The 23,889-nt window shown below is 69.7% G+C and carries 16 protein-coding genes; 4 read left to right on the top strand and 12 right to left on the bottom strand.

Translation table 11 applies throughout. The features are described 5' to 3' along the window. Positions 1 to 17 precede the first annotated feature (17 nt). On the bottom strand, positions 18 to 674 hold the full coding sequence (locus U5K29_14450) for a hypothetical protein (GenBank protein ID MDZ7679740.1): 657 nt from the start codon (positions 672 to 674) through the stop codon (positions 18 to 20). 108 nt (positions 675 to 782) lie between these two features. On the opposite strand from U5K29_14450, the gene U5K29_14445 reads away from it, so the two are divergent. Beyond that, a complete protein-coding gene (locus U5K29_14445; GenBank protein ID MDZ7679739.1) occupies positions 783 to 2,873 on the top strand; it encodes an acyltransferase family protein in 2,091 nt (696 codons plus the stop codon). On the opposite strand, the gene U5K29_14440 is transcribed toward U5K29_14445, so the two are convergent. Next, on the bottom strand, positions 2,851 to 3,531 hold the full coding sequence (locus tag U5K29_14440) for an alpha/beta fold hydrolase (protein MDZ7679738.1): 681 nt from the start codon (positions 3,529 to 3,531) through the stop codon (positions 2,851 to 2,853). The genes U5K29_14445 and U5K29_14440 overlap by 23 nt on opposite strands. Positions 3,532 to 3,542: 11 nt before the next feature. Beyond that, on the bottom strand, positions 3,543 to 4,763 hold the full coding sequence (locus U5K29_14435) for a glycosyltransferase family 4 protein (GenBank protein ID MDZ7679737.1): 1,221 nt from the start codon (positions 4,761 to 4,763) through the stop codon (positions 3,543 to 3,545). Positions 4,764 to 4,866: 103 nt separating this feature from the next. On the opposite strand from U5K29_14435, the gene U5K29_14430 reads away from it, so the two are divergent. Next, positions 4,867 to 5,628: a class I SAM-dependent methyltransferase gene (locus U5K29_14430; GenBank protein ID MDZ7679736.1), complete on the top strand. Its 762-nt coding sequence runs from the start codon at positions 4,867 to 4,869 to the stop codon at positions 5,626 to 5,628. Between the two features lie 212 nt (positions 5,629 to 5,840). Here the strand turns inward: U5K29_14430 and U5K29_14425 are convergent, their stop codons facing one another. Both U5K29_14425 and U5K29_14420 read right to left on the bottom strand, forming a co-directional pair. Further along, entirely contained in the window at positions 5,841 to 7,349 is a 1,509-nt protein-coding gene (locus U5K29_14425; GenBank protein MDZ7679735.1) for an NAD(P)/FAD-dependent oxidoreductase, read from the bottom strand. A 35-nt stretch (positions 7,350 to 7,384) separates the two neighbouring features. Then, a complete protein-coding gene (locus U5K29_14420; GenBank protein MDZ7679734.1) occupies positions 7,385 to 11,641 on the bottom strand; it encodes an alpha-(1->3)-arabinofuranosyltransferase family protein in 4,257 nt (1,418 codons plus the stop codon). Positions 11,642 to 11,827: 186 nt separating this feature from the next. On the opposite strand from U5K29_14420, the gene U5K29_14415 reads away from it, so the two are divergent. Beyond that, positions 11,828 to 16,105, top strand: coding sequence for an alpha-(1->3)-arabinofuranosyltransferase family protein (locus U5K29_14415; protein ID MDZ7679733.1), 4,278 nt, complete (start codon positions 11,828 to 11,830; stop codon positions 16,103 to 16,105). Here U5K29_14415 and U5K29_14410 read toward each other — a convergent pair. Together U5K29_14410 and U5K29_14405 are read right to left on the bottom strand one after the other, a co-directional pair. Further along, positions 16,083 to 18,086, bottom strand: coding sequence for a hypothetical protein (locus tag U5K29_14410; protein MDZ7679732.1), 2,004 nt, complete (start codon positions 18,084 to 18,086; stop codon positions 16,083 to 16,085). The genes U5K29_14415 and U5K29_14410 overlap by 23 nt on opposite strands. A 53-nt stretch (positions 18,087 to 18,139) precedes the next feature. Next, positions 18,140 to 18,367 carry a hypothetical protein gene (locus U5K29_14405; GenBank protein ID MDZ7679731.1) on the bottom strand — a complete coding sequence of 76 codons (228 nt, stop codon included), beginning with the start codon at positions 18,365 to 18,367 and terminating at the stop codon, positions 18,140 to 18,142. A 135-nt stretch (positions 18,368 to 18,502) separates the two neighbouring features. Between U5K29_14405 and U5K29_14400 the strand changes: the two genes are divergently transcribed. Further along, a complete protein-coding gene (locus U5K29_14400) occupies positions 18,503 to 18,715 on the top strand; it encodes a hypothetical protein (GenBank protein ID MDZ7679730.1) in 213 nt (70 codons plus the stop codon). Here the strand turns inward: U5K29_14400 and U5K29_14395 are convergent. From U5K29_14395 to U5K29_14375, 5 genes are all read right to left on the bottom strand, one after another. Continuing rightward, positions 18,705 to 20,360 carry an AMP-binding protein gene (locus U5K29_14395; GenBank protein MDZ7679729.1) on the bottom strand — a complete coding sequence of 552 codons (1,656 nt, stop codon included), beginning with the start codon at positions 20,358 to 20,360 and terminating at the stop codon, positions 18,705 to 18,707. The two genes, U5K29_14400 and U5K29_14395, sit on opposite strands and share 11 nt — an antisense overlap. Positions 20,361 to 20,364: 4 nt before the next feature. Then, positions 20,365 to 20,841: a peptidylprolyl isomerase gene (locus U5K29_14390; protein ID MDZ7679728.1), complete on the bottom strand. Its 477-nt coding sequence runs from the start codon at positions 20,839 to 20,841 to the stop codon at positions 20,365 to 20,367. A 30-nt stretch (positions 20,842 to 20,871) separates the two neighbouring features. After that, on the bottom strand, positions 20,872 to 21,504 hold the full coding sequence (locus U5K29_14385) for a TetR/AcrR family transcriptional regulator (GenBank protein ID MDZ7679727.1): 633 nt from the start codon (positions 21,502 to 21,504) through the stop codon (positions 20,872 to 20,874). 61 nt (positions 21,505 to 21,565) lie between these two features. Next, the gene (locus U5K29_14380) at positions 21,566 to 22,588 is read right to left on the bottom strand and encodes an oligopeptide/dipeptide ABC transporter ATP-binding protein (protein MDZ7679726.1); all 1,023 of its coding nucleotides are present in this window, start codon (positions 22,586 to 22,588) and stop codon (positions 21,566 to 21,568) included. Then, complete coding sequence (locus U5K29_14375; protein ID MDZ7679725.1) at positions 22,578 to 23,702, bottom strand: ABC transporter ATP-binding protein; 1,125 nt, start codon at positions 23,700 to 23,702, stop codon at positions 22,578 to 22,580. Before U5K29_14375 ends, U5K29_14380 begins: the two co-directional genes overlap by 11 nt. Between the last annotated feature and the right edge of the window lie 187 nt (positions 23,703 to 23,889).

Here is a 23,889-nt window from a genome sequence, read left to right as displayed (position 1 = left end):
CCACAACCGCAGACTCCTCAGGGGCGGTCGGTGGGGGGATCGATCCGTGCCCCGAGGCGTTCGCTCGGCTCCACCAACCCACCGAACTGGGTCTGCACCGGGAGCCCAGCCCGGGATGCGGCGTCTGAGACCAGGTGCTCGACGGCCAACCAGTCGCTTGCCCGGGGCCCGTCCAGGTGACGGTTGTAGGCGGCATCGAAGACGATGACGTCGTTGCCCTGCTCCCGTAGGGCAACGACGTTGTGGGGAGCATCGTCGATGTAGAGATCGGCCTCGATCTGGGGCTTGTCGCCCAGAAAGCACAGGTCGCGGTAGGGGATGCCCGCCCGGTCGAGCCACTCGACGGTGTCGGAGACCGCCACCGCATGACCCCAGTTGACCGCCAGCCGGTGGCTGATCACCCGGATCCAGACCCCGGCATCGGAGAGGCGCCACAGCACCTCCGCGACATCGGCCACCACCGGCATGGTCCGAAAGATGCGGTGATCGAGCACCGCCCGGCGGTGCAGGTGCTCGAAGGTCGGCCGGTCGAGGCCCCAGTCCGAGAAGTCCCAGGTCGTCGGCGGTTCCAGCTCCTCGGTGGCTCGTCCCTGGTGGGTGGCCACGATGGGGGCGAGGGCAGCGGTATACTCTCCGCAGACGCCATCGAGGTCGACGCCGAAGATGAACGTCATGCCGTCACGGTAGGTCACCGTGGGCGGTGGGGAGAACACACCACCCAGGGAGCGACCCGAGCGGGCGGGTGCAGCACGTAGCGCTCCACCAACCCAGAACCATCGCTGATGCTCCCGGTCACCACCCAGTCCACCCCCCTCGGGTACCAACCCGGCCTCGACGGTCTCCGAGGCGTGTTCGTCATCGCCGTGCTGTGCTTCCACGGCGGGTTCTCGTGGGCGACCGGCGGCTATCTGGGCGTCTCCGGGTTCTTCACCCTGTCCGGGTTCCTGATCTGTTCGCTGCTCATCGACGAGCGGGTGCAGAACGGTCGCATCGACCTGCTCCGGTTCTGGAAGCGTCGCGCCCGCCGTCTGCTCCCTGCGGCGTGGTTGGCGCTTGCCGGCGCCCTGGTCTACGGCATCGCCGCCGGTTCCCCCGTGGTGCAGCGCGACCTCCCCGGCGATGTCGTTGCCGCCCTGGCCTACGTCGCGAACTGGCGCTTCGTGTTCACCGACAGCAGCTACGAGGCGCTCTTCGCCGAGCCGTCTCCGGTGACCCACCTGTGGTCGCTGGCCATCGAGGAGCAGTACTACGTCGTCTTCCCCCTGTTCGTCGCCGGCCTGCTCATGCTGGCGGGGGGACGGCGGTGGGCCCTGGCTGTGGGTCTCGCCACGCTGGTGGCGGCCTCCACGTTGTGGATGGCCGTCGTGTACCAGAGCGGTGGCGACACCACCCGGGCCTACTACGGCACCGACACCAGGGCGGCGGAGCTGCTCATCGGCGCCGGCGCCGCGCTGGTGTGGCAGCGGTGGCTGAGTGGCCACACCGGCCGACCCCCTCGACGCCTGGCCGAGGCGACCCTCCAGATGGGGGGAGCGGTGGCACTGGGGGCGATCGTCTATGTCTGGACCCAGGTGCCGGTGAGCTCGCCCGGGCTGTACCGGGGTGGGTTCGCGCTGCACGCGCTGGCGGTGGTGCTGGTGCTCTTCGCCGTCTCGCGCCCCGGGCCCATACGCCGGGTGGCCGGGTTCGAGCCGCTCCGCCGGCTCGGACTGATCTCCTATGGCGTCTACCTCTTCCACTGGCCGATCTTTCTGTGGTTGAACGCCTCGCGCACCGGGCTCGACGGCTGGACGCTGTTCGCGCTGCGGTGCGCGGTCACCCTGGCGGTGTCGGTGGTGTCCTATGTGGTGGTCGAGCGTCCCATCCGCACCGGCGTGCGGCTGCGGGGGCGCGTGGCCCTGGTCGCCGCGCCCGCGACGGTGGTGGCGCTCTTCGCGGGGGTCCTCGCAGTTCCCTCCGAGCCGCCCACGATGATGCAGTCCGCATCGTTCGGAAGCGAGATCGACCCGTTCAGCGAGCTCGAGCTCGACGCCGAGCGCCAGTCCCGGCTCGCCGACGAAGCCGAGACCGACGAGGAGCTCGACACGGTGAGGGTGCCTCGCGTCGCGTTGTTCGGCGACTCGACCGCGATCGGTCCCTACTACGGGCTGCTCCACGTCGACACCACGACCGGCGAGGTGCTCGTGGTCCCCGGCAGCACCGTGCTGGGGTGTGGTCTGGTGCGCACCGCGGTGATGCGCTCGTTCGGGTCCGAGTATCCGTTGAGCGACCTGTGTGCGAGCTGGCCCGAGCGGTGGTCGTCGGTGCTCGACGAGCACGAGCCGCACATCGCGGTGGTGCTGTTCGCCCCGTGGGATGCCAGCGACCGGATGCTCGAGGGCACCAACGAGTGGATCGCGCTCGGCGATCCCCGCTACGACGAGCACGCCGCCAACGAGATCCGTCTGGCGCTCGAGGTGCTCACCGACCATGTCGACCTGGTGGTGTGGCTGACCAGCCCTCCGATCGACCAGAGCATGAACCAGCTCGGCAACGCCCCCGACCCCGCGAGCGACCCCGAGCGTCTCATCCGATGGAACGAGCTGGTGGCCGCCGAGATCGCCCGCTACCCCGACACCGAGGCCACCATGGTCGATCTCCGAGGGTGGTTCGAGGCGTTGCCCGGCGGCCCGTTGGACCCCCAGATCCGCCCCGACGGTGTCCACATCACCGATGAGCAGGCGCCGGTGGTGGGGCAGTGGCTCGCCGGGGAGATCCTCGATGCGTGGTACGAGCGCGCCGAGGCGGTCGCCGACCTCGACGACGCCGATGCCACCGCCGAACCCCAGGGTGGACGGGCGTTGAGCGGGTTCAGAACGGGCGAGCGTCGATGAACCCCAGCGCCTCGTCGATGAAGGTGAAGTCCTTCGGCGTGCCGAAGTGGTCCATCTTCTTCAACGTGACCAGCCGGGCATCGGGGAGGGCGGCGACGAGCCGGTCGGCGGGCCCGACGAAGTCCTGATCGCCCAGCACCACCAGCACCGGATTGGTGACCCGAGCGAGCTGGTCTTCGTCGAGCGCGGCGAACGGGTGGCGCATGCACGCGGCGAGCGCCTGCGGGTCGTTGCCCGGTGTCTCGGCCAGATCCTTGAAGTGACGGGCGGTGAGGTTCTCGGGGATCTCGCTCGATTCGATCGCGTCGGCGATCGTGCTGCCACCCTCTGAGCCGAACAGGTTCTCGCCGATGCCCGCGACGACGATGCGGCTGAACCGGTCCGGGTGGCGGGTGGCGAGGGTGAGGGTGAGGCGGGCTCCGAGCGAGAAGGCGATGGCATCGACGGGGGTGGCGGGGAGCTGGTCGAGCAGGTGCTGGTCCATGCGCTCGTACTCGGCCGGATCGTGGGGCTTGGGAGCGTCACCATGGCCGAGCAGATCGACCGCGATGACCTCACGTCCGGCCTCGGTGATCAGATCGATCCATCCGGGTTCGGCCCAGGTGCGGGTGGCCGAGGTGGCGAATCCGTGGACGAGCAGGACGGGTTCGGTGCGCATGGCCCAAGACCTTAGGTGGCGCGTGAGCGGAACCGAGCCTTGGTCCGCTGGTCGGCCGCGGCCCGGGCAAGAATGGAGAGGATCGCCTCGGCGGTGGCGTCCCAGGAGAACTGGGCCGAGCGTTCGAGGGCCGCGGCCGACAGCCGATCACGGAGCTCGGCGTCGGACAGGACCTGGTCGATGGCTCCGGCCAGCTCGGTGTCGTCATCGGCCAGCACGCCGGTGACCCCGTCGGCCACCGCGTCGAGGTGTCCCGTCGTTCGGCTCGCCACCGCGGTGGTGCCACAGGCTGCCGCTTCGGTGAGGGTCATGCCCCACCCCTCGACCAGCGAGGCGCTGGTCACCAGCCAGGCCTGCTGGAACAGCTCGACCAGCTCGTCGTCGGGGACTCGACCCGGCAGCGACACCCAGTCGGCGGCCCCGAGTCGTGCGATCTCGGCCTCGAGCACCGGTCGTTCCGTGCCCTCCCCGGCGATGACCAGACGCAGGTGAGGATGCCGGTCGCGCACCTGGGCCACGCTGCGGACAAGGGCATCGAACCGCTTGACCGGCGCCAGCCGCCCGACCGACACGATGAGCGGTGTCGGCGACTTGGGGTGACCGGGCGCGAACCGGGGATCGATGCCGGGCGGCACGATCTCGATCATCTCGGGGTCGAAGCCGAGGTCGTCGACCAGCTCGTCGTGGGAGGACTGCGAGAGGGTGACGATGCGGGTTCGCCGGTAGAAGTGTGGGGCGACGCGGCGCTCCATGAGCTCGCCGACCCGACCGAGGTGGCGACCGAGGGCCATCTCCCACATCGGACCGTGCACGTGGTGGACCACCGCGATGTGGGGCCCGCGGTCCCACATCGGCGACAGGAACGGGACGCCGTTCCAGATCTCGACCAGGCCGTCGCGGGGTCCCATCCTGTGGGCGGCCGCACCGAGCGCTGCTCGCGGGAAGACGGTGTAGCGCCCGCCCCGCCGGATCGACCGGTAGCCGTCGCGGTAGCCGACCGGGGGGTGCCCGGCCGCGGCCGAGGTGCGGATGGTGACCGCCAGTCCGGCCGCGGCCCACCGGCGCATCACCTCGTGGGCGTGGACTTCGGAGCCTCCGGCTTCGGGATCGGCGAGCTCTCGCCAGGCGAGGAGCTGGATGCGGGCGAGGCCAGCACTGTCGGCGATGGTGCGGAGCGTGTCGAGGGTCTCGGGGCCTGCTGAGGTTGGTCGCTCGTGGGCAGGTGGGGTCACGCGGCGGGCTCGCTGGGGGAAGGCGGATCAGGGCCGGTGCGTATACTACGCACCGGCCCGAACGGGTCTGCGGATCGCCGCCGTCTGACGAGGACCTCTGCTGATGAGCACCACCACTCCGACCTTCGCCGAGGCTCTCCAGCAGGTCGAGGGGATCGAGGGCTGGCTCTCGACCGACCAGGCCGAGCGACTGTGGAACGCGGCGGCGACGCTCGAGGCCGGCGCGCAGCTGGTCGAGATCGGCAGTTTCCGGGGTCGTTCCGCGGTCATCCTGGCCACCGCCGCCGGTCCGGGCACGACCCTGGTCGCCATCGATCCCCACGCCGGCAACGATCGGGGCACCCTGCGGGGTGAAGGGTCCACCCAGCAGGAAGAGGCCGAGATCGACAACAAGGCCTTCAACACCAACCTCGACGCGGCCGGGGTCCGCGACCGGGTGACCCACGTCCGCAAGTTCTCCCACGACGCGCTCGACGATGTCGAGGCGACGATCGACCTCCTCTATGTCGACGGCGCCCACCAGTACCAGCCGGCGGTGGGTGACATACGGGCCTTCGGGGCCAAGGTGAGGCCCGGAGGCACGATGCTCATCCACGACTCCTTCAGCTCGGTGGGCGTCACCATGGCGATCCTCACCGATCTCGTGGCGTCGGCCGAGTGGCGCTATGTCGGCCGCTCGCGTTCGCTGGCGGAGTACCGCAAGGAGCCACTGGGCCCCGGCGGCCGGGTGGTGAACGCGCTCCGGCAACTGGCCCAGCTGCCGTGGTTCATCCGCAACCTGGCCATCAAGGTGCTGCTCGCCGCCGGTCAGCCCCGGCTGGCCGACCGCTGGTTCGGCCACACCGAGAGCAACCCTCCCTACTGAGCGCGGGGGCACGGGCGCGTGCGCCCTGTCGACGACCGGCACCTGGGCGACGTCGGTTGAACTCGCCGACGCTGCCCACAGGTGAATCCACTCTGCCGGCGCAAAACGCCCCAGGAAGGCACTTCTTGCCGGCAGAGAGGTCACCAGTCGTCGTCTTGGTCACCAGTCGTCGTCTTGACGGGGCCAGGATGACCGGTTCGGGAGATGCGTGCTCAGGAACGTTTGGGCAGCACCGGGGCGTCGCGGCCGGTACCTGTGGCGCGGCCGCCCTCCTTCACCGAGGAGCTCGCTTCCTCGTGGTACTCCTCCTCGACGTTGACCGACCAGATGTCGTGGTTGGTCCCCTCGACGATGTTCTCGACCGAGAGCATCGCGGTGTACATGGAGTGGTCCTGGTTGTTGTAGCGGTGCATGCCGTTGCGGCCGACGGGATGCACGTTGGGGGCGTGCTCGTCGATCCAGCGGCGCAGCACCGCCACGTGGTCGTCATAGCCCTCGTCATAGACCGGATAGGCCTTGGGCATCCGCACCACGTATCCCGCCTCGATCTTGTCGGCCTCGACGAGCCCGAGGACCTCCAGCTCGCGGGCGGCGAGGGCGACCAGGTCGTCGTCGTCCTCGGCCCAGAGGCCCTCATCCTCGAAGACGAAGTACTCCAGACCGAGACAGGTGTGGCCCTCCTTGATGAGGTACGGCGACCACGAGCCGAAGTTCTGGATCCGACCGACCTGCACCTCGGGGGAGTGGATGTAGATCCAGTTGTCGGGGAACGAGTACTCGGCGGGAACCACCAGGGCCACGGTGAGGAAGTCGCGGAAGTTGAGCCCGTTGGCCGCGGCCAGGACGTCGTCGGGTGGCGACGGCTCCATGATCCGCACCAGCGTCGCCAGCGGCATGCTGGAGATGACGTGATCGAACGGGTAGGTGGTCTCGCTGCCATCGGGCCCCACCGCCACCAACTCGGTGGCCCGGCCGTCGCGGTGACGGACCTTGCGGACCTTGTTCTCCATGACGACCTTGGTGCCTGCCGCCTCGACCTTGTCGCGACACACCTCCCACATCTGGCCGGGCCCGTACTTGGGGTACTGGAACTCCTCGATGAGCGAGGTGATCTCCTTCTGGTTGCGCCTGGGCATGAGGGCGTTGATGATCGCCTTCTTCAGGTCGAGGTTCTTGATGCGCTGGGCGGCGAAGTCGGCGGCGAGGTGGTCGGCGGGAACACCCCACACCTTCTCGGTGTAGGTCTTGAAGAAGTGCTGGTAGAGGCGCTTGCCGAACTTGGCGGTGACCCAGCCCTCGAAGGTGTGCTGGTTCTTCGGGGGGCGGATGCGGGCCCACACGTAGGACAGCACGCAGCGGACCGCCTCGAGGACCCCGAGGTTGCCCAGGGCGTTCATCGCCCGCAAGGGGTAGTCGTAGTACTTGCCGCGGTAGAAGATGCGGCTCATCCGTGGACGCAGGAGGAAGTCCTCGTCGGGAAGGATCTCGTGCCAGAGGTCCTCGACCTCCTGGACCTTGGTGAAGAACCGGTGCCCGCCGATGTCGAACCGCCAGCCGTCGCGCTCGACGGTGCGGCTGATCCCCCCGACCTGGTCGGTCCCCTCGAGCACGGTCGGGGCGATGTCGTACTTCACCAGCTGGAACGCGGCGGTGAGGCCGGCCGGGCCGGCACCGATCACGACGACGTCGGGTGTGGCGGAGTCTGGGGCGGTGTCGGTCATCGGCAACTCTTCTCGAACGGCGTGCGGGCGGCAGGCTAGTTGGCAGGTGTGGCGGTGTCCCGTTGGGAGGACCAGTCCTCGCGCTGGTCCGGACCACGGCGCCAGAGCCATCTCAGCAGTGGATGGATCGGGAGCGCGAGGATGGCGGCGAGGGCGATCGGGTGGGCCCGCTCGAGTTCGCCGACCCACTCCATCCCCGGCTGGATCGAGTGTCGTAGCTGCCAGGCGATCACGTACAGCGCGGCGAGCCCGAACAACCCGGCCGGAAGCACTGCCACCATCGGTCGGGAGCGATCGAGCCGTGCCCCCAGGCCGGCCACGATCGCGAGGGCCAACGCGATCAGCGGGGGACCGAACGCCGCCGCAACGAGCCCGACCCCTGCCGCGGCCGCCACCGCGGCCGCCGCCGACGGTCGCTGGCCGTCGTAGCGCCACGGTGAGGGGTCGGGCCGAAGCGGCGGAGCGGGATCGGGCCGCGGTCGATCGCCGCGATGCAGCACGACCAGCGCGAGGCACACCAGCACGCCGACAGCGGACCCGGCCAGCGCCAGGTTCACCCTGTTCTGCGGGGCGAATGCGAGCTCGATGGTGACCTCGGTCGAGTCGGGGACCAGCAGCCAACCGTTGGCGTAACCGTCGACCAGCCGCGGCTCGCCGAGGTCGACGTCCCCGGCGCTGGCGGTCCAGCCGGTGGACAGGTTCTGGCCGAGGACGATCCACACCGGTCGACCCGGTTCGAGACCGGCCACCTCGGCGGTGATGGCATGGGGTTGTTCATCGACGATCTCGATGTCTGCCACCTCGGCCGGGTCGTCGGGCGAGGGAGGGGGGTCGGGCGCATCGCTCCAGAGGACGACTTGGTCGAAGTCGAGCCCGGTGTCGACCCCACGAGCGACGATCAGCTCGTTGTCGCCTGCCTGCAGCGCCATCGGGTCGGGATCACACCGGGTGACGGACAGGGGCCGACCGGCCATCGCGGCCTCGGTGCCGGCGGTGACCCGCACTGATACGGGTCGGCCCTCGATGCGCACGAGATCGTCGCGGCACCCGGTGTCGATCCGCTCGGGGGCCGGTCCGAGGCTGAGCCCGGGGACACCCAACTCGGCAATGCCGATGGGGTGGGCGAGCGGGCGTGCCTCGGTCCAGTCGATGGATCGCACCTCGTGTGCAGCGACGACCTCGACCTCGAGACGTTCGCCCTCGGTGGCGGGAAACTCCACCGCAACGGTGGTGGTGGCGCCCGGCTCGGGGAGGTGCTCCAGCTCGGCGATGTCGACCACCGCGACCTCGGTTCCGTCGACGGTGACCCTCAGCCGGCTCGGGACCGAGTGGCGCCCGTCGGTGACCACCACGAGGTCGAAGCCGTCGAAGGTGCGGGGTCGCGCCACCTCGGCGGCGATGGCGTGACCGGTGGGCTGGCCCCACGGCGTCTTCCAGGCGGTGGTCGCGTCGCCGTCGAACGCGGCCGCCGCCCGCTCGCGCCGGCTGCCGTCCATGCGGTCGGTGGCGAAGACCTCCACCTCGGGTGAGGTGTGCCCGATGAGCTGGTCGATCACGGGATCCTCGGCCCGGGCCGAGAGGCGGACCACCGCGTCGAAGCTGAAGGAGCGATCGGCACCGAGCTCGACGAGTCGCCGGATCGAGCGCTCCTCGTCGTCTCGGGTCCGGTCGGTCGGGTCCTGGCGGATGCGGGTGAGGACCACCCCGAGCGGGGCGGTGGCGAGGCGGTCGCCGGCCGCGTCCACGGCGTGGGTGGGGGCCTTGATGATCTCGTCGATCGTCGGTGAGTCGGGACCGAGGGTGAGCTCGGCGATGCCGAGCGGCCCGAACTCACCGAACCGGGGCGGGTCCCCGGCGGTGTCGGCCACGATCTCGACCTCGACCTGGTCGATCTCTCGTGCCGGGAAGGTGATGAGCTGGCCCGGTTCCTCCCAGGAGCTGGGATCGAGCTCGACGTCGATGTGGTCGGTGCCGTCGAAGGTGATGCGAACCTCGGTGATGACGCGGTTCGAGTCCTCGGGGGACATCTGCTGCAGGCGGATCCAGTCGAGCGTGTGGGGATCGTCGAGCTGCACCCTCAGACGCTCCTCACGGGCGTCGGAGAACACGCCGACGCTCCACGCGGTGCGAGGGTCGCCGTCGACCGCGCGAGCGGCCCGCTCCTCGCCGGCGTAGGTGATCGGGTTGCCGTAGGCCGTGGCGTCGGCGGTGACCCCACCCCGTTGGATGGCCACTGTCTGGGCCGAGGCAGGAGCGTCGGCAAAGCGGGGAAGGCGGTTGTCGGCCAGATCTTCTCGCAGGGGCGACTCGTCGAGGCGTTCGGTGTGGCCCCGGTTGTGACGCAGCGCGCCCCACCGCTCGCCACGCTTGCGGTTGGTGTCGGTGATGAGCAGGGTGGCTCCGCCGGCCAGTTCGGCCTCGATCTCCTCGGCATCGAGGCTGCCGGTGTAGCGGATCAGCTCGGTCCCGTCGATGAGCTCTGCAGCTGCAGCGTCCACGATCCCCGCGCCGTCGCCGGCGAGCAGCAGCGGGGCCTCGGCCGGCTTCGCCGACACGATCGGAACCGCGTCGGCCACGTCGAAGACCGCGACCGGTGGCGGGTCGGGCAGCGTGCCCTCATAGAGCAGCCACTGCTCGTCGAGGTGCTGGAGGATGGGTCCTGCCTCGTTGGGGACCGGATCGCCGAACCCGACTGGCGCCTCCAGACCCGGCGCGTGGGTGAGGATCCGCCAGACCGTGCGTGGACGCGCGGTGTTGTGGCGTTCGAACTCCAGATCGCTTCGGACCAACACGTCGCCTGCCCGCATGAGACGGGCCACCGGGGCGATCGAGTCCGGGTCGATGGTGTTCTCCTGCAGCCGCAGGTCGAGCGCGTTCAGCAAGTCGGCCCCCATGGCGCCGCCGTGTGGCACGAGCTCGCGCGCCACGTAGGGACGATCGGTGAGGCCCGGCATGACGGGATCGACCGTCATACCCCATCGGTAGGAGGCGAAGTCGCTGCCGGGCAGTGCCAGGACTCGCGTGCCGTCGTCGCGCGACTCGAGCGTGTCGGCGGCATCGTGCCAGTAGGCGGGGATGTCCTGACGGGACAGGTTGTCGTTCACCAGCGAGCGTTGCCACAGCGGCGCCAAGCCGGCCACGGCGAGGGCGACCACCGCCACGGCTCCCGCCCTGGCCTGCCGTGGCCAGCGCGTGGCCAGCGTTCCGACGACCGTGCCGATGAGCAGCGCTGACCCCAGCGCCACCAGAGGGGCGACACGCGGCAGGCTCCTGAACGCGAGCCCCCGCTCGGTGGCGAGGAACCACTGCAGGGCTCGACCGAAGGGGCTGGGGTCGCCCCACGGGTGGGCGCCGATCGCCACGAGCGCACCGACGACGAGCAGGGCGACGGCGAACGCCTGGTGACGCCACCGCCCGATCGCCGGACCCAGCAGTGCCAGGCCGGGCAGCGCGAAGGTGACCGCCAGCAACCACGGGCGCTGGGTGTAGAGGTAGCTCACCTCGAGCCACAGCTGGAGCTTGTCGCCCCCGTAGAAGAACCAGTAGCCCAGCCCCCGGAGCACCTCGAACGCGGTCGAGGTGCGGGCCACGACCTCCGCGGTCTCGGTGTAGCGCACGATGTCGATCCCGTGCGAAGCCTGCACGGCCAGACCGGCCAGCCACCACAGGCTGGTCACCACCGTGAGCACCGCCATACGCCCCACGGCCCGGACCAGCTGTCCGAGCCGCTCCTGGCCGGTGACGGCGACATACACCACCCAGATCACCGGTGCGAGACCGGCCAAGACCAGCGCCGTGAGATTGATGCTTCCCACCGTCGTCACCAGCAGCGCGAACAGGGCCGGGTGACGCCACCGCTGGCTTCGGATCGACAGGACCGTCAGCGCGAGCATCCACGGGAGCCCCACGTAGGGGAGAAGCACACCCGAGAGGCGTGCGATGTGGGTGAGGACATAGGGCGTCATCGCGTAGACCAGTGCGGCGGGCCAGATGGCCACCGGCGGCCAGTCGAACCGGCGCAACAGGTACACGACCCCGGCCCCGGCGAGGAAGAGCAAGGTGCCCCACCACAGGCGCTGCGCGAGCCAATCGGGGACCCCGAGCTGTTCGAACGCCCAGAACCACGGGCCCATGGGCCACAGGTAGCCGATGGTCTGGTGCGACACGGTCCCCAGTCCGATCTGGGGGTCCCACATCGACCAGGCCCGGCTCAACAGGCGTCCGGGATCGATGTAGAGGTACGACTTGGTGTCGGCGCTCAACCAACCTGGCCGGGTCAGGACCAGCGGCACGTAGCAGAGTGCTGCGAACGCGAGGTAGGGGAGCGCCTGCCTCGGTGCTGGACGGTTGGTGCGGGTCACGAGCGAGCAGGCATCTGGGTCAGGTCGAGGTCAGGCAGGGCAGTACCGTACCTGCTCGGGCAGGTCTGGTGGGGTACGCGAAGGCGAAGCGGTGGTGAGGGGTAGCATCGGGCCCCAATGGTGAACCTGCGGCGCCCCGGGTGGGTCGGGCTGGCGCGTGCCGGCGAGTTCGCCGCCCTGGCGGTGATCGCCTACCTCCCGTTCCTGCTGTCGTCGCCCGGTCGGGTCAGCGCCGACAGCAAGCAGGCGCTCTATGTCGATCCGGGCCGGTTCCTCGAGGGAGCGGCCTTCATGTGGGACCCGTCCCATGGGGCCGGAACCGTCCCCCACCAACACATCGGCTACCTGTGGCCCATGGGCCCGTGGTTCTGGGCCTTCGAACAGCTCGGCGTGCCCGACTGGGTGGCCCAACGCCTCTGGCTCGGCACGCTGACCTTCCTGGCCGCGCTGGGGGCCAGGTGGTTGCTCCGACACCTCGGCGCAGGACCGTGCGTCGCCTTCGCCGGCGCGCTCGTCTATGCGCTCAGCCCCTATCAGCTCGCCTTCACGGCGAGAGCCTCGGTGCTGTTGCTGCCTTGGGTCGGCCTGCCGTGGCTGGTGGAACTGACCCGCCGGGCCCTGAGGTGGGGAGGATGGCGCCATCCGGCGCTGATCGCCCTGACGGTGGCCACCGTGGCTGGTGTCAACGCCACGTCGCTGGCACTGGTTGCGATCGGCCCGATCCTCGTCGTGATGCATCACGCCCTGGGCGGGCTCTCCGAGGCCGGTCGATCGGCCGCGACGGCGGTGCGGATCGGCGCGTTGTCGCTGCTGGCGTCGGCCTGGTGGCTCGCGGGGCTGTGGGTGCAGGGGGCCTATGGCATGCCGGTGCTGGCGGTCACCGAGAACCTTGCCGAGGTCGCCCGGTGGTCGATGCCCAATGACGTGCTCCGCGGGCTCGGCAACTGGTTCTTCGCAGGAGAGGACCGCTTGGGGTACTCCATCGACCAGGCCGAGTCCTATCTCGACACGCCGTGGGTGATCGCGGTGAGCCTCGTGATCCCCGCACTGGCCCTCGCCGCGGCGGTGCTCACCACCGGCGCCCGGCGGGTCTTCGCGGTGGCCTGCATGGCGGTGGCGACGGTGGTCGCCGTCGGTGCCTGGCCCTACCGGGACCCCAGCTGGTTCGGCCGGGGGTTTCGATGGTTCGGCGAGGAGACCACCGTGGGGCTGGCGTTCCGCAACTCCCACCGGATCGTGCCAGTGCTGCTCATCGGTGTTGTCGTGGTGCTCGCCACCTGGATCGAGTCGATGCCCCGCTCCGAGCACCGGCGCCTCGGTGCCGGCCTGCTGGTGGTCGCGGCGCTGGCCACGATGGCGCCGATCGGCGTTCACGGCTACCTCTCCGAGCACCTCGACCGTCCGGAATCCCTCCCCCACGAATGGGTCGAGGCTGCCGAGCATCTCGACGCCCGCGGCGCGCTCCCGACGGGCAACCCGTCGAGGGTGCTCGAGGTGCCCGGTAGCCCCTTTGCCGCGCACCGCTGGGGCAACACCGTCGAGCCGGTGCTCCCGGCGCTGATCGACCGCCCCCACCTGGCTCGCGAGGTGCTCCCCTACGGGTCGGCCGCGACCGCGAACCTGCTCGATGCTCTCGACCGCCGCATGCAGGAGGGCATCGTCGAACCCGAGTCGCTGGCTCCCGTGGCCAGGCTGTTCGGGGCCGGAGACGTGGTGATCCGATCGGACCTGCAGTTCGAGCGGTTCCGGGCCCCCGAGCCGTATCGCCTCTGGTCGGCGCTGACCCAGCCGGCGACGCCAGGGGTCTCCGGGCTCGCGACCTTCGGCGACGTCGCGGTCAATGAGCCCGAACGCCGTCTCGCTCCGGTCGACCCACGGCATCTGAACTTCGCCGCGCTGCGGGGGGCCCGACCACCCCTGGTCGATGGACCGGTTCCCCCGATCACGTCCCTGGAGATCTCCGATGCGTCGGGAGTGCTCCGCGTTCAGGACTCCCGCGGCCCGATCGTGCTCGCCGGCGACGGCGACGGTGTGGTCGACGCCGCGGCGGCAGGACTCGTCGACGGGCGTTCGCTACTGCTCTACTCGGCCGGTCTCGACGACGTCGCGCTGGACCACGCCCTGTCCCGCGATGCCCACCTGGTCCTGACCGACTCGAATCGTCGCCGCATCCAGACCTGGTTCTATGCCATCCGCGACACACGAGGACCGACCGAGCGTGCGGGGGAGACGCTCATCGAACCCACCGGCTACGACGTGCGCCTGGACCCCTTCACCGGGAGTTCCGATGACGCCCGCACGGTGGTCGAGCACCTCGGTGGTCAGGTCAGCGCGAGCATCACCGGCGGGGCGGCCCGTCCCGAGGACCGGGCCTTCGCCGCCTTCGACGACGACCTGGCGACGGCGTGGCGCATCGGAGGGGCTGATCCCCGAGGCCAGCGAGTGTCGGTCGCGCTCGACGAGGCGATCGCCCCGGACCAGATCGTGCTCGTCCAGCCCCAGGATGGTCCCCGAGACCGGGTCGTCGAGCGCGTGCGCATCCACTTCGATGCTGCGCCACCCGTGGATGTCGAGCTCGACGCCACCTCGTCATCGCCGACCGGGCAACCGATCCCGCTCGACCTCGACGAACCGGTCCAGCGGTTCGAGATCGAGATCACCGGCGTGTCCGACCCGGGGTTCGAACCGGAGCTGGCCAACGCGGTGGGCTTCGCCGAGGTGCAGATACCGGGGGTCTCGCTGGCCGAGACCGTGGTCCTCCCCCGCGAGCTGTTCGACCGGGCCGGACAGGACGCCGGTGACCATCGCCTCGACGTGGTGTTGACCCGCCTCCGCTACGACCCCTACGCGCGGGGACGCACCGATGCCGAACGGTGGTTGGATCGAACCTTCGAGCTTCCCGGCGATCGGCGGTTCACCCTCGGGGGCACCGTCCGGGCCAACCCAGGGGCTCCCGACGCGGTGCTCGATGAGCTGCTCGGCAGCCGTCCGGCGGGGGTGGTCGAGGCCACGAGCCGGCTGCAGGGCGACATCGACGCCCGTGCCTCGTCGGCCTTTGACGGCGACGAGGACACGGCGTGGACCGCAGCGTTCGGTCCCCAGGTGGGCCAATCCATCCGGGTCCGCTACGACGAACCGCTCAGCACGAGGTCGGTGTCGGTCGACGTGGCCAACGATGAGCTGCACTCGGTGCCCACCGAGCTGGCGCTGCGCGTCGACGGCGAGATCGTCGCGACCCATCGACTCGAGAGCTCCCCGGATCCGGGGACCCCGGGTTCGCTCCACCGGATCGAGCTGGAGATGAACCCGATCACCGGCCAGGAACTCGAATTGGAGATCATCGACGTCGAGCGCCGTAGCTCACCGCCCGGCGATCCCGCGCCGATGGCCACGCTGCCGGTCGCCATCAGCGAGGTGGAGGTGGGGAGCCCGAACCCTGGGATCGACGATGTCGACCGCCTGGACACAGGATGCCGGGACGATCTGGTCGATCTCGACGGCGAGCCACTTGCGGTGCGGGTGCACGGTCGAGCGGACCAGATGCGCGACGGGCTGGAGGTGGAGCTCTGCGATGGCGCGGTCGAGCTGGGAGCGGGACGGCACCGGATGGTTGCCACGCCCGGCCACGAGTCGGGTCTGGACCTCGACCGCCTGGTGCTGAGCGCCCCGGCCGAGGCTGGGGCCACCGCCGAGGATCATGGCCGGACCGGTCCCGCTCCCGCCGATCTGGTCGAGGTCCGTGCCGGCCGCACGTCCTGGAGCGCCACGGTTCGCAGCGACGGGAACCCGGTGTGGGTGGTGCTGGGCCAGAGCATCAACGACGGATGGACGGCCACCGCCACCGACGACGCCACCGGAGCCGAGCTCTCGGTCGGCGACCGCACCCTCGTGAACGGCTATGCCAACGGTTGGCTCGTCGAACCCGACGCGGCGGGCACCATCGCGGTCGAGCTGAGGTGGGAGCCTCAGCAGATCGTGTGGTGGGCGCTGGCGGTGTCGGTGTTCGCGATCGGGATCTGCCTGGGGTTGGTGATCGGCACCCGACCATCGCCGGGGGCCGTGGCCGCTACCCAGAGCCCGACCACATCAACCGGCGATGGCCGACGGCCCGGGGCCGTTGCGCTCGCGGTGGCGGCGGCGGCAACGGGCACAGCCATGTTCGTGGTCAGCCGGCCATGGGTCGGAGTGGTCGCCGCGCTGGGCACCGTTGCGGTCGGGTGGTGGCCACGGCTGCGCTACGTGGCCGCCGTGGCCGCGCCGGCGTTCCTCCTGGCCAGCTACCCCCTCGATCGCCCGATGGTGGCGTGGGCCGCGCTCGGCGTGGTCGTCGCGGCCGCCGCGGCGTGGGAGCTGCGCACCGGCGGTCGAGGGGTCAGGGATCGACCTCCACGCTGAGCTCGGGATTGTCGAGCACCGCATCCCAACGCACGGGAAAGGGCAGGTCGTCCTGCTCGCGACCGCGGAAGCTCGGACCTGGCGTCAGGACCTCGACCCCGTCGACGGTGCGGAGGTGGAACCGCTGGAACACGAACGGCGTCAGCCGGGTTCGGCGCGGCGCGGCGCCGAAGGTCGCGCCGAAGGAGACCGTGAGATATCCCCGTGGCAGCATGACGGTGTCGGGATCGTCTCGCACCGAAGCAGACGAGTCCGAGGTGGCGAGCAGCCAGGAGGTCTCGATGGGCGTCCCGGCCTCGGAGTCATAGGTCAGCGAGCGCCAGGTCTCCTCATCGCCGAGGTCGAGGTGCGCCCAGACCCGCTCCCCGTCGCGAGGTGGCACGATCCGGGCCGTGACCAGGACGGCCTCGTCCTCGATCACCTCCATGGGTTCGAGCACGATCCTGGACCGGCGAGGTCGCTCCGAGGGGAGCAGCTGCTCCGGCGGCAGCTCCGTCCGCTGGAGGAGGTGCTCGCGCTCGGGATGGGCGTCGAGGAGATCGATCACCGTCGGCGACGAGTTGGTGGCATAGATGATGTCGCCGTCGATGTCGGGGGTGTTGGCCGAGAAGGGGTTGAGGTAGAGGAGGTACGAGGTGGCGGCCACGACCACCACCGCGGGCTCGTCGAGGCCCGCGACCGAGTCGCGCCAGGCCACCTGGGCCCGGCTGAGCTCGCGGTTGAGACCGAGCCGTCCGGTGGTGACCGGAACGGTGATCACCGCCAGCACGATCACCAGGGCCATCGTCGCCCGCGGCCGCTGGCGTGCCAGCTCCACCAGACCGGTGGCGATGAGGATGGCCAGTGGGGCGTACAGGGGGACGAAGTAGATCGGACCGCTGAGCCGGACGGTGAGCGAGGAGACGTAGGTGCCCCAGAACGCGAAGTAGCCGACCGGGAACACCACGATCAGAGCCACCAGGAGCCACGTGGACGATCGGCGTCGGTGGAACCACGCCGTGGCCGCAGCCACTGCGACGCCGAGATAGGCGCCCACCAGGAACCACGGGAGGAAGAACCCGTGCTTGACGGTGCTGACCACCGCACGACGGAGGCCGTAGCCCTCGGACTCGAACGCAGGCATGAGCCGGCGATGACCGAACCCGAAGGTGTCGAGGGGATCCTTGGCGGTGATGGGGAAGGTGAACGGCGAACCGGTGAGCGCCCGGTTGTGCAGGAGCTGGATGGCGACGAAGGGAGCCAGTGCCGCGACGAACCCGGCGGCGGTGCGCAGCTGCCGGTTCCACCGTCCACGCTCGACCACGGCCACGTAGCCGACGGCGACGCTGCCCCAGAGGACCGCGTCGAAGGTCCGGGTGCACACGATCCATCCGAACGGGATCGCGGACGCGGCGGCACGCCACGGCGATCGCGTCCGGACCGCCCCGAGGAACAGCACGAGGAACCACAGGCCGAGGCCGGTGGTGAACAGGTAGTTGAGGTAGAGCCCGCCCTGCACGGCGAAGATCGGCGAGCACAACAGGACCAACCCGGCGACGTTGGCGAGGAGACGATCTCCCGACAGCTGGTGGGTGAGGGCGCTGACCCCGCTGACCGCGAGTGCGGCGGCGGCACTGATGGCGGCACCGGGCCAGCTGATCCAGGTGCCGGCGAGGATGACGACCGGCCAGCCCAGGGGGTACTGGGTGAAGAACTGTCCGTCGCGCCAGGCGCTGAGCCACGGGTGGAACAGCGCAGGGAACCCTCCGTCGGTCCCGCTGAGCTGGCCCTGCCGCAACAGCTCGACCTGCCACAGATAGACGGGTTCGTCGCGGTTCCAGGAGAAGGCCGGGTAGACGAGGTGCTGGATCAGCGCGGCGGCGACCGCGGCGGCGATGGCGAGCCCGAAGGTCGTCCGGCGCGAGCCGAGGGCAGCGACGAGCGCGCCGACGACGCGGGCGGCGTGGGTGGACCCGGGGCGGCGCGGTGGCACAGCGGACAAGCCGAAGAAGCTAGCGCGTCGAGGAGGGGGTCGACCCGTTGCTCACCGCGCCCTCAGGCCGTGTACCGGGTGGGTTCGACGCTGGCCGCGAGCACGTGATCGAGGCGCCGCACCGCCCGGATGTCGGCGGTGCGGAAGCTGGCCAGGCGGGTGCTCCACGAGTCGACGACGCGCCGGTCGGTGGCGAAGAAGGTGGTCATCTGCCCTTCCTGGAGGTAGGCGTCGGCGCCGTCGATGCACTCGACGGACTCGTCGATGAGGGTGATCTGGTAGCGAGGCATGGCGGGCTCCTCTGATGGTCGCTGTCGGCATGGTACGGAGCCGGGCCTGTGGGGAGGAAGGGGAGCAACCCTGTGGATTGTGACGGTCGTCCACAGGTCCGCCAGGGCAGCGACGGGCTGTGCCATGCTCGGGTGATGGAGCCCACCGTGCTCGATGCATGCTCGGACGAAGCGGCGATCACGTGCCCGCGCTGCGGTCAGGACGCGTCCGAGCGCTTCTACGGCCCGTGTGCGGGCTGCCGTCGACAACTCCGAGACCACCTGGGCGGACCTCGACGTGAGGTCGAGGTTCAGGCCTACGAGCCGAAGATGAACGTGACGCCCAACGCGGTGGCGCTCAAGGAGTGAGGTCGGTGGCCTCGAGCACCCGCGCTCGGGCCCACCCGTAATCGGGCTTGCCCGCAGGGCTCCGGACCACCTGGTCGCACCGCACGATGGTCTTGGGCAACTTGTAGCGAGCCAGGTGGGCGGCACAGGCGGCGCGCAGGTCGTCGTCGGTGACCGCTGAACCGGGACGGAGCGCCACCACCGCGGCGACCTCCTGGCCCCAGGTGGGCGACCGACGTCCGACAACGATGGCATCGTCGACCTCGGGGTGGGACTTGAGGGCGGCCTCGACCTCCTCGGCGAACACCTTCTCGCCGCCGGTGTTGATGGTGACCGAGTCGCGCCCGTGCAACTCGATGCTGCCATCGTCGAGCAGCCGGGCACGGTCGCCGGGTACCGAGTAGCGGAGACCGTCGACGACCGGAAAGGTCTGCGCGGTCTTCTCGGGGTCACCGAGGTATCCGCGAGGCACGCGCCCGCCCTGGGCCAGCCATCCCAACTCCGGCTCTCCGGGCGCGAGCACCCGGTTCCGGTCCTCGGACAGCACGACCGAGCCCTTCGACGGGGTGAAGCTCTCTCCGCCGTGGTGGTCGACGTCGGCGGACCGGGTGCCTTGCCGACCGCTCTCGGAGGACCCGAGGACATCGGTGAGGGTGATCGCGGGGAGGACCTCGAGCAGCTCATCGGCGGTCCGCTCGGTGAGGGGAGCGCCGCCACTGGTCACGAACCTCAGGGAAGGAAGCTCGCGTGGTCGCCGACGCAGCTCCTCGATCAGTGGTCGGGCGAAGGAGTCGCCCACGATCTGCAGCGCCGTGACCGCCTCGCGGGCGCACGTGTCGATCAGGTCGGCGGCATCGAGGTGATCGGTGCGGTCCTGGATGACCACCGTTCCGCCGCTGATCCAGGCGCTGATGGCGTTCCAGTGCGCAGCGCCGTGCATGAACGGGGGTGCCGGGAGGGCACGGAGCGTTGATCCTGTGGCCCGCTGGACGATGGGGGCGATCCCGTCGTACTCGTCGCCGGAGCGGGTCCGCACACCGAGCGCCGAGACGAGGAAGTCGGCCTGACGCCAGCACACACCCTTGGGCGCACCGGTCGTTCCCCCGGTGTAGAGCAGGTACAGATCGTCGCCGCTCCACTGCTCGACCATCTCGTGGGGAAGGCCGGGGTCGGCGTGGTCGAGCGCATCGTCCCAGTCGATGCTCTGCGGCAAGGGGTCGTGGCCCGATCCGTCGGGGACCCGGATGAGCAGGTCGAGGTGCTCGAGGTCGTCGAGCACCTCGGCGAGCACGGGACTGAGAGCTTCGTGGTAGACGATCGCTCGAGCCCGCGAGTCGTCGAGCACGTAGCGGAGCTCGTCGGCGACATAGCGGTAGTTGACGTTCACCGCGGCTGCTCCGGCCTTCATCGCCGCCAGCATGGCCTCGAGGTACTCCGGCCCGTTGTGGAGGTAGAGCGCGACGGGGTCGTGCGGTGACTCCCACGGCTCGCAGTCGGCGAGCCGCCGGTTGCGGCCGATTCCGTTGAAGGCGAGAAGGGCGGCGAAACGCCGGGTCCGGTCGGTGACCGCGGCCCAGCTCAGATGGTGGTCGCGGTGCACGATGCAGTCGCGGTCGGGAACGACCCGGGCGATCGCCTCGTGGATCTCAGGGAGGTTGAGCTCCACGTACTCAGGCCTTGGGGACCTCGGTCACCTGCACCTGCTCCATGGTGTCGCCCACCTCGATGGTCAGGGCGACGTCCATGCCGTCGGTGACCTTGCCGAAGTAGTTGTAGTTCTTGTCGAGCCGACCCTTGAGGTTGTCGATGCAGATGAAGAACTGCGATCCGTTGGTGTTGGGACCGGCGTTGGCCATGGCCACCGCACCGAGGTGATAGTCGCCCTTGACCGGTTCGTCGTCGAATCGGTAGCCGGGGTTGCCCCGTCCGTCGCCGTCGGGGCATCCACCCTGGATCACGAAGCCGGGGACGACCCGATGGAAGGTGAGACCGTCGTAGAAGCCCTCGCGAGCGAGGTGGACGAAGTTGTTCACCGTGACCGGTGCCAGGTCGGGGTCGAGCTCGAGTGAGATGTCGCCCTTGGGCGTGGTGATGGCGATGCGGTAGAGGGCGTCGGTGTTGATGGTCATGTCAGGAGGAGTGGCCATGCTCCATCGTCGCATGCCTCATCGGCGGGGTCACACCCGGTCGGTGGGTTCGATGTCGTCTGTGGGGGAGATGGTGGCCAGACCACTGGGGATGAGGGGCGACAAGCCCTTCCAGGCAAGGACGCTCAGCAGGTCGACCAACTGATCGAGCTCGAGCGGTCGGCCCATCGCTTCGTGCTCGGTGATGGCGGTGTTCAACAGCCCGCCGATCGCCGCAGTGATGATGCGGGCTTGGTCGGTCCCACCCCACCTGCGGGTGAGCCCTTCGAGGCGCCGCCGACGTGCTTGTTGGACCGCCGGATGCTTGCTGGCCGCCGACGAGCTGATCATGGCCCACGGCCCCGGGTGGTCCCGGGCGAAGACCAGGCACAGTCGGATCCACTCCCTGGCCTGTTCGGCCGGGCGCAGCGCCGGATCGAACGCCGGTGTGATGGCGTGGTCGAGCTGGTCGAAGGCCCTCATGCATGCGGCGCCGACCAGCCCGCCGCGGTCGCCGAAGTAGTTGTAGACCAGGGCCCGCGACACCCCGGCAGCGTCGGCGATCTCCTCGAAGGTCACCTCGGACGGTTCACGACCGGCGATGACCTCGATGGCTGCCTCGACGATCTGGGCGCGGCGCAGTTCGGGAGCGAGCCTGGTGCGACCACCCCGCCGTTGGGTCATCGGCCTTCCTCCTCCTGGGCCCGTCCGGCCGGTGTGAACCCGACCGGTCGACCCGGTCACGTCAGGTCGTGGCGGCGGGCTCCTCGACGACCGGGATGAGGGGGTAGTGGCATGCCGCCCAGTGATCATCACCGACCCGGCGCATCGTGGGTTCGATCTGGGCGCACCGATCCTCGGCACGAGGGCACCGAGTGCGGAACCGACAGCCGCTGGGCGGCATGATCGGCGAGGGCAGCTCCCCCTTGATCGTGTCGCGGGATTCGGGGCTCACCGTGGGGTCCGGAACCGGGATCGAGGTGAGGAGCGCTTCGGTGTAGGGATGGGCGGGGCGTTCGTAGATGGTGTCGGGTCGTCCGACCTCGCACATCTTTCCGAGATACATCACCGCGACGCGGTCGCTGACGTTCTTGACCACCGCCAGGTCGTGGGCGATGAAGACGAGGGTCAGCTGGTACTCGGCCTTCATGTCCTCGAGCAGGTTGAGGATCTGGGCCTGCACCGACACGTCGAGCGCGGACACCGGTTCGTCACAGATGATCACCTTGGGGTCGAGCACGAGGGCCCGGGCGATGGAGATGCGCTGGCACTGACCGCCGGAGAACTCGTGGGCCCGCTTGGTCCTGGCGACCTCGGGATTGAGGCCTACCGATGCCAGAACGTGGTCGACGACCTTCGCTCGCTCCTTGGCGTCGCCGCGACCCCAGATGGCGAGAGGTTCGGCGATGACATCACCGATGCGCCGGCGGGGGTTGAGCGATGAGATGGGGTCCTGAAAGATCATCTGGATCTCGGGACGCAACCGCCGGATCGCTTCGGCGTCGAGCTCGGTCATGTCCTGGCCGCGGAAGGTCACGGTGCCGCTGGTGGGGCGGGGAAGCTGCATCAGCGCGCGGCCCGTCGTCGACTTGCCACACCCGGACTCGCCCACCAGCCCGAGCGTCTCGCCCTCGAGGATGTCGAAGCTGATGTCGGACACGGCGTGGACCTTGAGCCCCTTCTTCAACGGGAACTCCACGGTGAGGTGCTCGACGCTGATCAGCGGGTCCTGGTCAGTGCGCAGGTGTGCGGTGCCGCTACCGGCCATGTGAAGCCTCCGTCGGGTTCTCTTCCAGGGTCACGAGGGTCTGCGGGAGCCCGACCTCGATGTTGCGCTCGAAGGCGGCCCGATTCTCGGGGGTCCCGACGGGGAACCAGCAGGCGAACTGGTGCCCGGGCGAGTCGGCTTCGACGAGCGGGGGTTCCTCCTCGTGGCACTTCGGTTGGGCGTAGGGGCACCGTGGACTGAACGTGCACCCCTTCGGCGGGTTGATGAGGTCGGGCGGACGTCCGCCGATCACCTTGAGCCGTGTGTGACTGCGACTCTCGAGGCGGGGGATCGAGTTCAGCAACGCCTCGGTGTAGGGCATCCGCATGTGGGCGAACAGCACCGGGGTCGGCGCCTTCTCGACCACCTTCCCGCCGTACATCACGATGATCTCATCGGTCCGACCGGCAACCACACCGAGATCGTGGGTCACCAGGACCATGCCCATGTCACGCTCGCGCTGCTGCCTGGCCAGCAACTCGAGGATCTGGGCCTGCACCGTGACGTCGAGGGCGGTCGTCGGTTCGTCCGCCATCAACAGCTTGGGGCCACACGCCAGTGCGATGGCGATCGTGACGCGCTGTCGCATCCCACCCGAGAGCTGGTGCGGATACTCGTCGATGCGCTTCTCGGGCTCGGGAATGTTGACCGAGTGCAGGAGGGCGATGGCGGTGTCGCGGGCCTCCTGCTTGTTGAGGTCGAGGTGGAAGCGGAGCGACTCGGTGATCTGGCGACCGACCTTGACCACCGGGTTGAGCGAGGTCATCGGGTCCTGGAAGACCATGGCGACCTCGATGCCCCAGATGTCGCGCATCGCCTTGGGGCTCAGCCTGGTGATGTCGCGGCCTTCGAAGACCACGCTGCCGTCGCGGACCACGTTGCTGCGCGGAAGCAGGTTCATGACCGACCGCGACAGCACCGTCTTCCCCGAGCCGGATTCGCCGACGATGCCGAGGGTCTTGCCCCGCTCGAGATCGAAGCTGACCCCGTCGACGGCACGCACCCGACCGAGCGGGGTGATGAAGTGCGTCTTGAGGTCGCGCACCTCGAGCAGGTGCGCGCTGTCGCTCTGCAACCGGGGCTCGAGTGTGGAGACCGAGCGACGACGGTTCATGGGCAGCACTCCTGGATGGTGTGGTGGCAGATGGATCCGCCGACGGTGGCCCGAGTTGCGGCACCGCTTCGCGAGATGGCCGGAGCGGTCACCTGACACGGCGTGAGCTTCACCCGAATCCTCCCCCTTGGTGCCCGATGATCTCGAGCGTCACTGAGCCTTCGTCCGGCCCGCGTGCGATGGTCGC

It is taken from the genome of Acidimicrobiales bacterium (genome assembly GCA_034521975.1).
Lineage (GTDB): Bacteria > Actinomycetota > Acidimicrobiia > Acidimicrobiales > SKKL01 > SKKL01.
The sequence above is the reverse complement of the archived record's forward strand: the minus strand, read 5'-3'. Positions and strand labels throughout refer to the sequence as shown.